At 66.5% G+C, this 13915-nt stretch carries 13 protein-coding genes; 3 read left to right on the top strand and 10 right to left on the bottom strand.

Annotated elements, in window-relative coordinates; all coding sequences use genetic code 11:
• Positions 1-34 precede the first annotated feature (34 nt).
• Together CXR02_RS06200 and clpS are read right to left on the bottom strand one after the other, a co-directional pair.
• On the bottom strand, positions 35-601 hold the full coding sequence (locus tag CXR02_RS06200; protein WP_104061186.1) for a DUF2017 domain-containing protein: 567 nt from the start codon (positions 599-601) through the stop codon (positions 35-37).
• On the bottom strand, positions 594-986 hold the full coding sequence (gene clpS, locus CXR02_RS06195) for an ATP-dependent Clp protease adapter ClpS (protein ID WP_104061185.1): 393 nt from the start codon (positions 984-986) through the stop codon (positions 594-596). The genes CXR02_RS06200 and clpS overlap by 8 nt, the downstream gene beginning before the upstream one ends.
• A gap of 38 nt (positions 987-1024) precedes the next feature.
• Here clpS and CXR02_RS06190 point away from each other — a divergent pair, with 38 nt between their 5' ends.
• Positions 1025-2353: a nicotinate phosphoribosyltransferase gene (locus CXR02_RS06190; protein WP_104061184.1), complete on the top strand. Its 1329-nt coding sequence runs from the start codon at positions 1025-1027 to the stop codon at positions 2351-2353.
• Positions 2353-2985 carry an isochorismatase family protein gene (locus tag CXR02_RS06185; protein WP_104061183.1) on the top strand — a complete coding sequence of 211 codons (633 nt, stop codon included), beginning with the start codon at positions 2353-2355 and terminating at the stop codon, positions 2983-2985. Before CXR02_RS06190 ends, CXR02_RS06185 begins: the two co-directional genes overlap by 1 nt.
• 3 nt (positions 2986-2988) lie before the next feature.
• Here the strand turns inward: CXR02_RS06185 and CXR02_RS06180 are convergent, their stop codons facing one another.
• The 8 genes from CXR02_RS06180 to CXR02_RS06145 form a co-directional block, all read right to left on the bottom strand.
• Positions 2989-4773 (bottom strand): DEAD/DEAH box helicase, encoded by a 1785-nt coding sequence (locus CXR02_RS06180; protein ID WP_104061182.1) that lies wholly within the window; start codon positions 4771-4773, stop codon positions 2989-2991.
• Positions 4773-5114 (bottom strand): DUF3039 domain-containing protein, encoded by a 342-nt coding sequence (locus CXR02_RS06175; protein WP_056349372.1) that lies wholly within the window; start codon positions 5112-5114, stop codon positions 4773-4775. Before CXR02_RS06175 ends, CXR02_RS06180 begins: the two co-directional genes overlap by 1 nt.
• Positions 5115-5234: 120 nt before the next feature.
• Positions 5235-6017 carry a glucosamine-6-phosphate deaminase gene (gene nagB / locus CXR02_RS06170; RefSeq protein ID WP_104061181.1) on the bottom strand — a complete coding sequence of 261 codons (783 nt, stop codon included), beginning with the start codon at positions 6015-6017 and terminating at the stop codon, positions 5235-5237.
• Between the two features lie 44 nt (positions 6018-6061).
• Positions 6062-7633, bottom strand: a complete 1572-nt coding sequence (locus CXR02_RS06165; protein ID WP_104061180.1) for a transporter — start codon at positions 7631-7633, stop codon at positions 6062-6064.
• A complete protein-coding gene (locus tag CXR02_RS06160; protein WP_104061179.1) occupies positions 7615-8421 on the bottom strand; it encodes an ABC transporter ATP-binding protein in 807 nt (268 codons plus the stop codon). The genes CXR02_RS06165 and CXR02_RS06160 overlap by 19 nt, the downstream gene beginning before the upstream one ends.
• A gap of 72 nt (positions 8422-8493) precedes the next feature.
• Positions 8494-9591 carry an NADH:flavin oxidoreductase/NADH oxidase gene (locus CXR02_RS06155; RefSeq protein WP_104061178.1) on the bottom strand — a complete coding sequence of 366 codons (1098 nt, stop codon included), beginning with the start codon at positions 9589-9591 and terminating at the stop codon, positions 8494-8496.
• Entirely contained in the window at positions 9591-10598 is a 1008-nt protein-coding gene (locus tag CXR02_RS06150; protein ID WP_104061177.1) for a tetratricopeptide repeat protein, read from the bottom strand. Before CXR02_RS06150 ends, CXR02_RS06155 begins: the two co-directional genes overlap by 1 nt.
• A 65-nt stretch (positions 10599-10663) precedes the next feature.
• The gene (locus CXR02_RS06145; RefSeq protein WP_258060830.1) at positions 10664-12358 is read right to left on the bottom strand and encodes a hypothetical protein; all 1695 of its coding nucleotides are present in this window, start codon (positions 12356-12358) and stop codon (positions 10664-10666) included.
• A 216-nt stretch (positions 12359-12574) separates the two neighbouring features.
• Here CXR02_RS06145 and CXR02_RS06140 point away from each other — a divergent pair, with 216 nt between their 5' ends.
• Positions 12575-13894, top strand: a complete 1320-nt coding sequence (locus CXR02_RS06140; RefSeq protein WP_104061176.1) for an AI-2E family transporter — start codon at positions 12575-12577, stop codon at positions 13892-13894.
• Positions 13895-13915 lie beyond the last annotated feature (21 nt).

Here is a 13915-nt window from a genome sequence, read left to right as displayed (position 1 = left end):
CATTGCCGGTCGAATCCCGGAACAGGACAGCAGTTCAGGCCCGTGCGTCCAGGGACTGGAGCATCGCCTGGACCAGTGATTCCTGCAGCCACGTGGTGAAGTTGTACACCAGGGCGAGGTAACTTTCCACGTCCTCGGCCTGGGACCAGTCCTGCATCAGGTGCACGTGTTCGGCGTCCTCTTCATCCCGGATATCCAGGCGTTCCGCCAGCACCAGGCGCACATCGTTCAGGGCCATGGACCAAAACCCTGCCCCTTCGGCGGTGAGGACCACTTCGTCCCTGTCCAGGTCCAGCGCGGCGGCGCGCAGCGCGCCGATCTTGGTTTCCCGCAGCGAGCGCTCGGTGAGCTGGCGGAACTCCAGGGACGCGCCGTCGTCGTTCTTCATCACGTTGGGCAGCAACCGCTTAACGGCACGGTCTGTCGGTTCCTGGACGTCCATATCCAGTCCGATCAGGGCGGCCAGCGGATCCTGGCTGGTATGTTCGGCCGGCTGGAGCATGGAGATGACGTCATCGATCAGGCTGCGGAGCAGTTCCCGTTCGGCGGGTTCCAGGAACCCGGTGATGCCCTTGAGCCCGTATTTGAATGCCTTAGCCACGTTTCCCCTTGCCCTGCCCGGACCCGCCGGATTTTCCTGAGTTTTTGGAGTTTCCACCATTCCCGCCGGAGGCCCTCTCCACGGTGGCCCAGAGGCCGAAGCCGTGCATGGCCACGGCATGCCGCTCAACCTGTTCCTTGCTGCCGTGGGCAACAATGGACCGGCCCTTTTTGTGGACTTCCATCATCAGCTTGTTGGCTTTGGACTCGGAGTAGCCGAAGTAGCTTTGGAAGACATAGCTGACGTAACTCATCAGGTTGACGGGATCGTTCCAGATCACCAGGTTCCAAGGGATGTCCGGGGCGGTCAGGGAGTCCGTGGACGCCTCTGTCCCGGTCCGGGTGCCCTCCTGTGTATCAGGGCCGAGCGCAACGCTTAAGGTCATCTGTCCATTCTATGGGGATGCACACTAGAGTGAATTTTGTGAGTACCTCCGCCAGCTGGGACCATCCCCGCACGTCCTTTTACACAGACCACTACGAGCTGACCATGCTGCAGGCGTCCCTGCACTCGGGCGCCGCACACCGCAGGTCGGTCTTCGAGGCTTTTGCCCGGCGCCTGCCGGACGGCCGGCGGTACGGGATTGTGGCGGGAACGGGCCGCCTGTTGGAGGGCATCGCCGACTTCCGGTTCGGCGAAGCCGAGCTGGACTTCCTGGGGCGGACCGGCGTGGTCAACCAGGACACCCTGGACTACCTGGCGAGCTACCGCTTTTCCGGTGACATCTGGGGCTACCCCGAGGGCGAGGCGTACTTCCCCAACTCCCCCATCCTGATTGTCGAATCAACGTTTGCCGAAGCCTGCATGCTGGAGACCTACCTGCTCTCGGTCCTGAACCATGACAGTGCCATCGCCTCCGCCGCGTCCCGCATGGTCACCGCGGCCGGCAACCGGCCCTGCATCGAAATGGGATCCCGGCGCACGCACGAGGAATCGGCAGTCGCGGCAGCCCGCGCCGCCGTCATTGCCGGGTTCGCCAGCACCTCCAACCTCGAGGCCGGCTTCCGGTACGGCATCAAAACGGTAGGGACCGCCGCGCACTCCTTCACGCTCCTCCACGACACCGAGCGGGAAGCCTTTGAGGCGCAGATCGCCTCCCTCGGACCCGGCACCTCGCTGCTCGTGGACACGTACGACGTCGAAGCAGCGGTGCGTGCCGCCGTCGAGTTGGCGGGGCCCAAACTGGGGGGCGTCCGGCTGGACTCCGGCGACCTCGTGGCCCAGGCCCAATGGGTCCGGCGCCTCCTGGACGAGCTCGGCAACGTGAACACCAAGATCGTGGTCACCTCGGACCTGGACGAGTTCGCCATCGCCGCGCTGCAGTCCGCCCCGGTGGATTCCTACGGTGTGGGCACCTCGCTGGTCACCGGTTCCGGTGCACCGACAGCGAGCATGGTCTACAAGCTCGTAAGCCGCACCGACGACGCCGGCAATTTCGTCTCCGTGGCGAAAACCGCCAAGAACAAAACCAGCATGGGCGGCCGGAAGTACGCGCTGCGCAAGCTCAACGAACGGGGGTTGGCCACCCAGGAGATTGTGGGCATCGGCCACCGCCCCGAAGACGACGGCAACGACCGGCCGCTGCTCCAGCAGTTTATGAAGAACGGCGAGCTGCTGCCGGGCTGGACCGGACACGAGGGTGTGGTCCGCGCCCGCCAACGGCACGCGGACACCATGGCCGAACTGCCCGGCGTCGTCAACCGCCTGCAGCGCGGCGAGCCTGCCATCCCCACCATCTACGAGGAGAACTGATGTCCCGCGCCCTGATCATCGTCGACGTCCAGAACGACTTCTGCGAGGGCGGTTCCCTTGCCGTGGCCGGCGGCGCGGACGTAGCAGCAGCCATCAGCGAATACATTGATGCCCACCACCTCGAGTTTGACCACATCGTTGCCACCCAGGACTGGCACATCGATCCCGGCGCGCATTTTTCCGACACGCCCGATCACAAGGACAGCTGGCCGCGGCACTGCGTGGCCGGCACTCGCGGCGCGGAACTCCATCCGGACCTGGACAGCGAATACATCCAGGCCTACTTCCAGAAGGGCCAGTTCGCCGCGGCGTACTCCGGCTTTGAGGGCCTGCTGGCACCTGAGGATGCCGTCCCCACCGGGGAACGCCAGCCGGGCGCCATGCCCGCTGACGCAGAAGCCTACGCACCCGCGGACAACGCCATCGGACTGGACGACTGGCTGCAAAGCCACGACGTGGAGGACGTTGTAGTGGTGGGGATCGCCACCGACTTCTGCGTGATGGCCACCTCGCTGGACGCGGTCCAGGCCGGCTACTCCGTCACAGTCATCCGTTCACTCACCGCAGGCATTGCCGAGGACCTGGAGGATGCCGTCGCCGAAATGGAGCTGGGCGGCGTCGAAGTCGCGTAAGTACTACTTCCGGCCGATGAACCAGTCCTGGAGCTTCCGCAGCCTGGACTGAAGCTGTTCCTCGTTCGCCTGGGCCACTGGAGGGCCGCCGCAGACGGTCCGCAGCTTCGTGTGCACCACGCCGTGCGGGGTTCCGGTCCGCGCCGACCAGGCCGCCACGTTCTTGGCCAGTTCGTTGCGCAGGTCCATCAGCATCCGGTGGTCTGGTATGGCCGGCCCCGCGGCGGCCGGCTCGGCTGCCGGTGCGCGCCGGTTCTTGCGGTTGAGCTGTTCGTGCTGGCGCTGCCGCAGCAGCGTCCCCACCTGCTCGGCATCCAGCAGTCCGGGGATGCCCAGAAAGTCCAGTTCGTCCTCCGAGCCCACTTCTCCCCCGGTGCCGAACTCGCCGCCGTCGAACAATACCCGGTCGAAGGACGCCTGCGAGTCGAGGGCCTCGAACTTGCCCTTGGTCAGGCTGTCGGACGCCTTGTCCTCCCGGTTGGCCTCTTCCATCAGCGAGTCCTCGGGATTGAACAGGCCGTCGCTGTCCTCTTTCTCGGGGCGGTCCAGCGCGTGGTCGCGTTCGGCCTCCATCGAGTTGGCCAGGGCCATCAGCATCGGCACGGACGGCAGGAAGACCGAGGCCGTTTCGCCGCGTTTCCGGGCGCGCACAAAGCGGCCCACAGCCTGGGCGAAGAACAGCGGCGTCGAGGTGGACGTCGCATAGACGCCGACGGAGAGCCGGGGCACGTCCACGCCTTCTGACACCATGCGGACGGCCACCATCCACCGTTTCTCGCTCACGGTGAATTCTTCGATCTTGCTGGAGGCCTTGGCATCGTCGGAAAGGATCACCGTGGGCGATTCGCCGGTGATCCTTTTCAGCTGCCCGGCATAGGCACGGGCATCCTCGTGGTCCGTGGCGATGACCAGCCCGCCGGCATCCGGAACCGTGCGGCGCACTTCGCTGAGGCGTTTGTCCGCCCCCGCCAGGACAGCGGGAATCCACTCCCCGGCCGGGTTCAGCGCCGTCCGCCACGCCTGCGACGTGATGTCCTTGGTGACCGCGGACTCGCCCAGGGAGGCCGCCATTTCCTCGCCGGCGCTGGTGCGCCACCGCATCTGGCCCGAGTAGGCCATGAACATGACCGGGCGCACCACGTGGTCACGCAGGGCATTGCCGTAGCCGTAGGTGTAGTCCGCTTTCGAGCGCCGGATGCCGTCTTTGTCCTGCGCGTATTCAACGAACGGGATGGGCGAGGTGTCGGAGCGGAACGGCGTACCGGTCAGGGAGAGCCGCCGTGCCGCAGGGTCAAACGCTTCGCGGAGACCGTCGCCCCAGGACAGGGCTTCGCCGCCGTGGTGGATCTCGTCAAGGATCACCAGGGTGCGGGCTGCCTCGGTTTTGGCGCGGTGCAGCATGGGTTTGCTGGCCACCTGCGCGTAGGTGACAGCGACGCCAACGAAACCGCGGCCGTGCTGGCCGTCGGAGTTCTTGAAGTTGGGGTCGATGGCGATGCCCACCTTGGCAGCGGCGTCCGCCCACTGTCGTTTCAGGTGGTCCGTGGGTGCCACGATGGTGACGCGGTTGACCGCCCCTGATTCGATGAGCATGGAGGCCACGCGCAGAGCGAAGGTGGTCTTGCCGGCGCCGGGAGTTGCTACGGCCAGGAAGTCGCGGGGATCGGTCCTGAAGTAGAGGTCAAGTGCTTGCTGCTGCCAGGCACGGAGTTTTTGGGCGGTTCCCCAGGCTGCGCGTTCCGGATAAGCCGGTGGCAGGGTGGGGCCGCCAAAGAGCGTCTCCGTCACTACTTGTTGTTGCCCGAGTCCCCTCCGGGACCCTTGCCGCCGTCGTTGCCCGGGCGGAGGCCGTCATAAACCTCTTTGCACATGGGGCACACCGGGAACTTCTGCGGATCCCGGCCCGGCGTCCACACTTTGCCGCAGAGGGCAATGACAGGATCACCCGTCAGCGCGGATTCCATGATTTTTTCCTTGCGCACGTAGTGCGAGAAGCGTTCCCGGTCACCGGGCTCCACTTCCTGGCGCAGCTCTTCGCGCTCGATGGTTGCCGTGGACGTTCCAGCCCCGGAAAGCTCGCGCATCGGGTCGTTTTCGAGAGGGTCCGTCATGCTAGTCATGGCATCCATCTTAGCGTCCCGGGACGGAGGACGTTCGACGGCGGGAGGACCGTTTTGCACACACCGCACCCGCCGCCGTCGGCCGTTCCGCGCAACGCCGCTACGCACCCGCGTGGTGTGTGGCCGGAATTACAGCGCCTGCCAGGCAGGCTTGTGATCGTACGTGTGCCGGTAGAAGTCGGCGAGCTTCAGCGACGATGCCGCGGCCTCATCCACCAGGATGGTGGCGTGCGGGTGGAACTGGAGGACCGAGGCCGGGCAGATGGCGGCGACGGGCCCTTCCACGAAGTCGCGGACGGCCGGTGCCTTCTGTGCCCCGGTAGCGATGAGGACAACGTGCCGTGCCTCGAGTATGGTGCCCAGCCCCTGGGTCACCACATGATGCGGCACCTCTGCCAGGCTGCCAAAGAATCTGGCGTTGTCCCGGCGCGTCTGCTCGATCAGCGTTTTGATGCGCGTCCGGGATGCGAGCGAGGAACCGGGCTCGTTGAAGCCGATGTGGCCATCCGTACCCACGCCCAGGAGCTGCAGGTCCACGCCGCCCGCTGCCCGCATGGCCTCCTCGTAGGCGGAACAGGCCGCAGGCAGGTCCGCGGCCGCCCCGTCAGGCGTATGGACGTTGCCTTCGGCGATATTGACCCGGCTGGTGAATTCCCGCCGGATGACTTCCCGGTAGGACTCCGGATGACCATGGTCCAGCCCCACGTATTCGTCCAGGGCAAAGGCATGGGCCTTGCTGAAGTCCAGCCCATCACGCTGGTGACGCGCTGCCAGCTCGTCGTACACCGGCAGCGGCGATGACCCGGTGGCAAGACCCAGTACAGCGGTGGGCTTGCGCCGGAGCAGGGCCTCGATGGCATCGGCGACGAGCTGTCCGATCAGCTTGCTGCCCTGGAGGATGACCACTTCCATGTCCGGCCGCCTTTCTGGTGCATTACGTCTGGTCCTTTACGGAGTCAGCGGTTGACGGTCAGTTGGGCCAGCAGTTCGGGTCCGCGGGCATCAAGCCACTTTCCACCCAGCCGAATGCCCGCACCGAACAGCGCCAGTCCCAGCATCAGGCCGACGGCCAGGTTGGCCCACCCGAACATGGCATTCCCCGTGACCAGCTGCGCGATGAACAGGCCCACCTCGGGCAGGACCAGCAGGCTCAGGACGCCCATGCCGACAAACTGCAGTGCCATGGTCTGCCCTACGTTGCCCGGGGGCTTCTTAAACGGGCTGTCGCCGGGCAACGGGACTGCCACGGTGTAGCGTGCCGATACCACGGACGACAGGCCCAGCCCGGTGAAGAGGATGCCCAGGCTCAAGCCCAACTGGCCTGGCAGGTCCGACCAGCTGCCGGTAAAGAAGTACTGGCCCACCGCAAAGATCAGCACCACGGGCAGGGCAAAGGCCAGGCAGGCCAACGCCCTGCCCAGCCGGTCGTCCACACCGCGGACGCCCGTGGCCACATGCAGCGCGAATGCCGTGTTGTCATAGGAGACGTCCGCTGAGATGGACCAAGCCAGCAGGAAGGCAGCCAGCGGTGCAGCCACCGCCAGTACCCCGTAGTCACCGGACTGGCTGCCCTGGAACACCAGCAGGATGGGGAGCAGCGGGACCACCACCAGGGAACCGGAATAGCGGGGATCGCGCAGCCAGTAGGTCAGCGCGCGCGCTGTTACTGCACCGGCCGGTGTGGCCGGCAGAAGATCAAACAGCCCCAGTTTGCCACCCTTGCGGCTCCCGCTGCCGGCGTAGGGCGGGTTGACCAGGGCCCGTTCAAGGAGCAGTTTCCAGCACCAGGACAGGACTGCGAGGGATGCAGCGGCGATTACGAGTTTCAGTGCGGCCGCTCCCGGGCGGCCAGCCGCAACATCACCACCGAGGGACCACGCGGCACCAAGCGGTGTCCAGGACAAGGTGGCAGCCAGCTCCGGAAGGAAACCCGTCGAGGCGGTGATGCCCCTGCCCACGCCAGCGACGATCGGGCCCATCAGGACCAGCGGGACCATAAATGCGATGGCGCTGACATCCTTGAACCGGCGCGACGACGCCAGGCTGGCGGTGGCGGTGGTGACCACTTTCGACAGGACAATACATGTCAGAACGCCGACGGCGGCACCCACCAGTGCGGCAACCGCAGGAAGGGGGCCACGGGCCCAGGTCCACACGGTGGCGAGCGCGGCGAGCGCGGTTGCCAGGCCGGGGATGCCGATCAGCCCACCGAGGGCCAGTCCCGTGAGCAGTTGGCGCATGGGGATGGCGGAGGTGGTAAAGCGGGCAGGGTCCAGTGTCAGGTCCGCGGCGGACGCGACCACCGGAATGAGGCCCCAACCCAGGAATGCCGCTGAACCACCAAGCACCACAACCGTCTGGGCCAATTCGGGGTCTTCAGTGCGCAGCAGGACCAGTGCCGCGACCACTATGCCCACCAGCCCCAAGGCATAGAGACCGCCGAACGCCAGGCCGACGAGCTGCCACGGGCTGCGGCGAAGGCCGTTCCGCAGCAGGGTCAGTTTGAGCCTTAGGAGGTGCGCAACCATTCCAGGCCTTCCGTGTGGTTGCGTCCGCCGACCAGCTGGACAAACCTTTCTTCCAGCGTTGCGCCCGCCCGGACTTCGTCCACGGTCCCGGTGGCGAGGAGCCTGCCGGCCGCCACCACGGCGACGTGGTCACACATGCGCTGGACCAGGTCCATAACGTGGCTCGAGACGATCACCGTCCCGCCGGAGGCTACATAACTGTCCAGGATGGACCGGATGTTGGCCGCCGAGACGGGATCCACGGACTCGAAGGGTTCATCGAGCACCAGCAGCCGCGGGGCGTGGATCAGGGCGGAGGCGAGGGCGATCTTTTTTGTCATGCCGGCCGAATAGTCCACCACGAGGGTCCCGGCGTCCTCGTAGAGGTCCAGGGCAGACAACAGCTCCCCCACGCGGGAGGCCACCACGTCTTTGTCCATGCCACGCAGCAGCCCCGCGTACGTGACCAGCTGTTCACCGGTGAGCCGGTCAAAGAGGCGGACACCGTCAGGGAGGATGCCCATCAGCTTCTTGGCCTCCAGCGGCCGGGCCCAGACGTCCACCCCATGGACAACGGCTGTGCCGAAGTCGGGCCGCAGCAGGCCGGTGGCCATGGACAGCGTGGTGGTCTTGCCGGCGCCGTTGGGCCCAACGATGCCAAAGAACGAACCTGCCGGGACGTCGAGGCTGATGCCGTCCACGGCGATTTTTCCGCCGAAACGCTTGGCGAGGCCGCGGATGGAGAGGGCAGGAACGGACCCGGCGTGCACCACCGGATCGGGGTGGGGATCAGGATGCGCAGCAGTCATGATGCCAGCCTAGACCCAGGGCCCTGCCGAGGGGGTCCTCCCGCGGGAGTAGTGCCAAAGGCGTAGGGAACCCTAGAACGAATGCCGCGGCATGGCCCGTTCGTACTGCGGTGCCCAGGGGAGGTCGTGCCCCAATTCAAATGCCGCCCGGAGCCACCAGTGCGGATCCCGGAGCGCGGCCCGGGCAATAAACACGCCGTCGGCCTGCCCGGTGGCCACGGCATGCTCGGCCTGGCCTGCGGAAGTCAGCAGACCCACGGTGCCTGTGGGGACACCGGCTTCCCGGCGGATGCGTGCGGAGAACTCCGTCTGGTAGCCCGGACCCGGCCTGATGTCCTGATGGGCCACGGCCCCGCCGCTGGAGACGTCGATGAGGTCCACTCCGTGCTCCGCCGCCTGGGCGGCCAGCCGGACCGAAGCCTGGACATCGACGCCGCCGGGCGCCCAGTCGGTGGCTGAAATCCGCAGCAGCAGGGGCATGGATTCGGGGATGACGTTGCGGACGGCATCAACGACGGCGAGCATCAGCCGGTGCCGTCCCGCCACATCCCCGCCCCAGGAATCGGTCCGGGTATTGATCAGCGGGCTTTGGAACTGGTGCAGGAGGTAGCCGTGCGCGCCATGGATCTCCACGGTGTCGAAGCCGGCGTCCACGGCACGCATTGCGGCGGCCGCGAAATCGGAAATGACGTCCTGGATCTGCGCCTCGGTCATCGCGGCGGGTTCGGCAAAACCGTCGAAGGCAAGCCGTGACGGCCCCACCGTGGGCCAGCCGCCGTCGGACTCCGGGACGCTCCCCCGCTGCCCGGCGAACGGCCAGTAGGTGGACGCTTTCCGGCCGGCGTGGGCAAGCTGGGCGCCGATCTTCGCTTCCGCGGCACCGTGCCGGTGCACAAAGGACGTGATCCGCTGCCAGGCCTCGGCCTGTTCGTCGTTGTACAGCCCGGCGTCGCGGGGGCTGATCCTGCCGGCCGCATTCACGGCAGCCGCCTCGGTGAGGATCAACGCCGCGCCGCCCGCGGCGAAGGAGCCCAGGTGCATCAGGTGCCAGTCGTTCGGAACCCCCGGTGCGCCGTCGGGACCGCAGCTGTACTGGCACATGGGTGATACCCAGCCGCGGTGCGTGAGCTCCAGGGAGCGGAGCTTGAGCGGCTGGAACAGGGCCGGCACTAGAACAGGACCCTGGCGAGTCCTTGGCGTGCCTTGGCAACACGGGGGTCGGACGTGCCCACCACGTCAAAGAGCTCCAGGAGGCGTACGCGGGCGGTCTCGCGTTCCGGGCCGAAGTTCCGGCCGATGAAGCTGACCACGCGGTTCAGCGCGTCCTCCACGTGGCCGCCGGACACGTCCAGGTCCGCCACGCCCAGCTGGGCGGCCAGATTGTCAGGTTCGTTGGCGGCGACGGTACGCAGGGCTTCCGAGTCCTCGGCGGAGAGCGGCTGGAGCCGGGCCATCAGCTCCACCTGGGCCAGGCCGGCCTTGGCCTCGGCGTCGGCGGGCATTTCCAGCAGGGCCTGCCGGTAGGCCACGGCGGCGGCCTCATAGTCGCCCGCCTCTATGGCGTCGAACGCGGCCTGGTACAGCGGCGGAAGAGGTGCTGGTTCAGTCTCCATGGGCGCGCTGCCCCGGCCGAGGCTGCCCGTAACCCCATTGGCGGCTGCGACTTTCAGCAGTTCATCCAGGAGGGGCCGGATCTGGGATTCGTCGGCGCCGCCTTGGAAGAGCGGTACCGGCTGGCCCTTGAGGACGGCGACGGCCGTGGGGACGGCCTGGACCTGGAAGGCCTCTGCCAGCTGCGGGAAGGCTTCGATGTCCGCCGCCCCCAAGACCAGGCGGCCGCCGTAGCTGTTGATGACACGCTCCAGCGAGTCGAGCATCGCGGCGGATTCCGGCGAGTACGCGGCCCATAGCGCGAAGACCACCGGAACCTGGGCGGAAAGCTCCACGAGTTCCTGGAAATTGCCTTCGGTGACAGTGACCCGCAGCGGTGCCGCGCCGTCGTCGGGCATTACCGCACCGGCTTCTGCGCTGGCACCCGCATCCCCGGAAACAGGGGGATTGCCGGGAGCCGCAGGCGGCGCCTGGCGCTGTTTCAGGGATGAAAGGTCGACGGCGCCACGCAGGTTAAGCAGGCTGGCAGCGGCTGGAGGGACTGGGCGGGAAGCTGGCGAACTCATGCTTTCCACTCTAGCCACTCCGGCCGCTGCCGGGGGTACTGCATCTGGGACTGGACCCTGCGGGCCTATTTGAAGCTTGCGCCTACCAGCCCGCGCGTTGCGGCCACCAGCTTGATGGGGTCCGTAGAACCTGCCGGCGGAACGTAGACCGCCATTGATTCAGCAAAGTCCAGGACCATGCCGGTGGTGGTTTCCTTGCCGCCGGCGAGCGCCGCGGCGTCGTCGCCGATGGTGAGCTTGTCACCGGAGGCCTTGGGCGTGCCATCAAAGCCGAAGTTGATCCGGCCCAGCACCAGCGCCCCGCCGTCGGCCGTCCGGAACACCACAGTGCTTTCCGGTACTACCTTGTGGGTGAAGGAGAAGTTGCCGTTTTCGCCGGACTTGACTACCTCGGCCTGGTAGGAGAGCGTATCGGCGATGTACGGCGAGGATGCGCCTTCCACCAGCTTGTCCTTGAAGCTCGACTCTGAATTCGTCAGGCGGTCGGCCAGCCCGGCCAGGGCTTCTTCGCCGCTGTACAGCAGGCCGGATTTGTCGTTGGCGGCCAGCGTGTCGGTGCCGTTCCGGCCGATGGCGGGGAACGTGGTTCCCGGCTGCAGCGGGGTGGTCTCGGTCAGCTTGTAGTTCTCCCGCGGGGAGGGCTGGACCAGGGTGAGCAGCTGCGGGACGACGTTGCCGTCACCCTGCGTAACGGCGAGGACTGAACGCGGCCAGCTGCGGTCGCTGGTGACCACCGTGGTGAGGAGCTTGGTGGACCGGACGGGCATCCGGGCTTCATAAGTGCCCACCTGGGAACGGATCTTGTAGTTCTGCGTACGGACCTCAAGCTCCGTTCCGGCTACGCGCTCTGCGAGCTTGGCTGCGTCCTTTGCGGCGTCACCGGCGTCGGCGGTGCTGGAGACCTGCTCCAGGATCCTGCGGAACTGGGCGTCCAGGAGGACCGGCGCGGCCGCCTGGGCGGCCTCCGGCGATGCTGATCCGGGAGCCGGCGCGGGCGTGGTGGCAGCGTTCGCAGCAACACCCGTTCCGGCCACAATGAGGGCGGTCACTGCGGCGGTGACCATGCCGCCGGACACCATGCCGAGCCGTGAGGCGGACCTTGCCTCGGCCTTGGCCCGGGCGCGCCGGGCGAACAGGCTTCCTGTGCCGTTGCCTTCGCCGTCCCGCTTGCGTGCGGACAGGACCACCAGGGCGATGCCGGCGAAGATCAGCAGACCGCCAATCACCATGAGCGGTATGGCCCACGGGGTGGAGGTGTCATTCGGGAACGTCATGGAGATCGACGACGGGGCGGGCTTGGTGCCATCGGACGCCAGCAGCAGTGACCATTCGCCGTCAGCGGGCGGCGTCCACGAGTACTCCAGCTCACCGCTCGCGTTCTCAGTGGAAACCCAGAGGTCGGATCCGGACGGATCCGGCGCCGTGGCGTCGCCGTCGGCGTGCTCAACCTGCAGGGATTTGTTGTCCTCGGAAACCCCGGTGATGGTGTTGTGGGCCGTCGGGCCCACCCAGGCGTCCACGTCGTCAGGACGGCCGGCCGCGAGCATGAAGTTGCCGTCGCCTTCGATCTTGATCTTCACCGTTCCGCCCTGCGCGGTGCGCAGGTTCTGGTCGATGACGGTCAGTGGCGCCTCCGCGGCATCTGCCGGGGCGGAAGCCGTAAAGGTCTCGGAGGGAGCCCAGATTGTCTTCTGGCCAATACCGGCCAGAAGTGTCAGGAGGCCGAGCAGCACGAGTGCAACTGCAGTCTTGAAGCGCAAAGGAAACACCTATCATTCGCGGGGGTTTACTTTCAATAGTAACCGTTTTGTTACCAGAACCCCCGTTTGGCCGCCAGCGGGGTCCGGAATCGGCGGCGCCCGGGAGGCCCGGCGGGCGCCCTCGCTCCTGTTGGCAAGGCTGCTGATAGTGTTTGCGATGATCATCACACCGGCCCGCAAATGCGGCGCCACGCACGGAACAGGCCCCAGAATCCAGTGACTGACAAGACGGAAGAGTCCTCCACCGGACACGAAAATCAACCGGCCGCTGGCGCTTTGGAATCCTCGCCGGACACGCCTGCGACGGCGAAGCGACGGGGCTCCGCAGCTTCGGCCCTTGGCCAGCTTGTTCGGCGCCTGCGCCAGCCGCTGCCGGGCGCCCAGCCCAGGCTCCGGTTTGAGATCCCGCCGGAATACAACCACACCGAAGTTCCTGCCTCCACCGAAGACGGCGAGACTGGCGGGAAAGCCGCGCAGTTTGGCCGCCCGGGTCCCCGGATGTCGATGCAACATCCCCTTTATATGGGCTTCATGGGCACTGTTGGAGTGGGCCTTGCCCTGCTGGTCTACTGGATCGGCTCCAACACCACACAGCTGCTGCTGTGGATTGTGGCTGCCCTGTTTATAGCCCTTGGCTTGGAACCCGTGGTCGGCTGGCTGGAGAACCGCCGGATTCCCCGCCCGGTCGGCATTCTCCTGGCCGTCCTGGTCCTGGTGGTGGCTGTGGGAGGGTTCTTCGCTACCCTCATCCCCACCATCGTGGAACAGGTCACCCAAATTGTGGTGCAGGCACCCACCTGGGTACGGGACTTTATCGACTCTGAGTTCTTCCGCAACGTGGATGACCAGTTTGGCGTGCGCGACCGCATCAACGAGGAACTCGACAAGTTCGTCAATGATCCGGCGGCGATGGGCGGGATCTTCGGTGGCGTGGTTGGCTTCGGTTCCACCCTGGCCAACGGTCTCTTCGGCACATTGATCGTCCTGGTCCTGAGCCTCTACTTCCTGGCAGCCCTCCCGGCCATGAAGAAGTGGGGCTACCGGCTGGCGCCGCGGTCCCGCCGGGCCCGGGTTGAAGCACTCTCCGAGGAGATCACCCGATCCGTCGGCAACTACGTGATCGGGCAGGCCTGCGTGGCATTGCTCAATGCCACGTTCGCGTTCATCGTGATGTCCATTGTGGGTGTCCCGTTCGCCCTCTTGCTGGCCTTCGTGGTGGCACTGCTGGCGTTCATCCCCTTGGTGGGCGGCATGATCGCCGGCATCGTGGTCCTGCTGATCGCCTTGACGGTCGGGTGGCAGACTGCCGCCGTCTACGGCATCTGCTACTTCGCCTACCTCCAGTTCGAGGCCTACTTCATCTCGCCGCGCATCATGCAGAAAGCCGTGGCCGTGCCGGGCGCCGTCGCCGTGATCTCCGTGATTGCCGGCGGCAGCCTGCTGGGAGTCCTGGGGGCGCTGATCGCCATCCCGACGGCGGCCGCCATCCTGTTGCTAGTCAAGGAGATCTACATCGTCCGCCAGGACAAGCACTAACGGTCAGGCACCAGCGGACAG

The sequence above is a fragment of the Arthrobacter sp. 4R501 genome (assembly GCF_002929755.1).
Taxonomy (GTDB): domain Bacteria; phylum Actinomycetota; class Actinomycetes; order Actinomycetales; family Micrococcaceae; genus Arthrobacter.
Note: the sequence above shows the minus strand (reverse complement) of the source record. Positions and strands in the feature narration are given on the sequence as shown.

Bases quoted from the DNA above. Each gene is read 5' to 3' on its own strand.
- clpS (WP_104061185.1), bottom strand. From the start codon at position 986: ATGACCTTAAGCGTTGCGCTCGGCCCTGATACACAGGAGGGCACCCGG.
- CXR02_RS06160 (WP_104061179.1), bottom strand. From the start codon at position 8,421: ATGACTGCTGCGCATCCTGATCCCCACCCCGATCCGGTGGTGCACGCC.
- CXR02_RS06165 (WP_104061180.1), bottom strand. From the start codon at position 7,633: ATGGTTGCGCACCTCCTAAGGCTCAAACTGACCCTGCTGCGGAACGGC.
- CXR02_RS06175 (WP_056349372.1), bottom strand. From the start codon at position 5,114: ATGGATGCCATGACTAGCATGACGGACCCTCTCGAAAACGACCCGATG.
- nagB (WP_104061181.1), bottom strand. From the start codon at position 6,017: ATGGAAGTGGTCATCCTCCAGGGCAGCAAGCTGATCGGACAGCTCGTC.
- CXR02_RS06150 (WP_104061177.1), bottom strand. From the start codon at position 10,598: ATGAGTTCGCCAGCTTCCCGCCCAGTCCCTCCAGCCGCTGCCAGCCTG.
- CXR02_RS06185 (WP_104061183.1), top strand. From the start codon at position 2,353: ATGTCCCGCGCCCTGATCATCGTCGACGTCCAGAACGACTTCTGCGAG.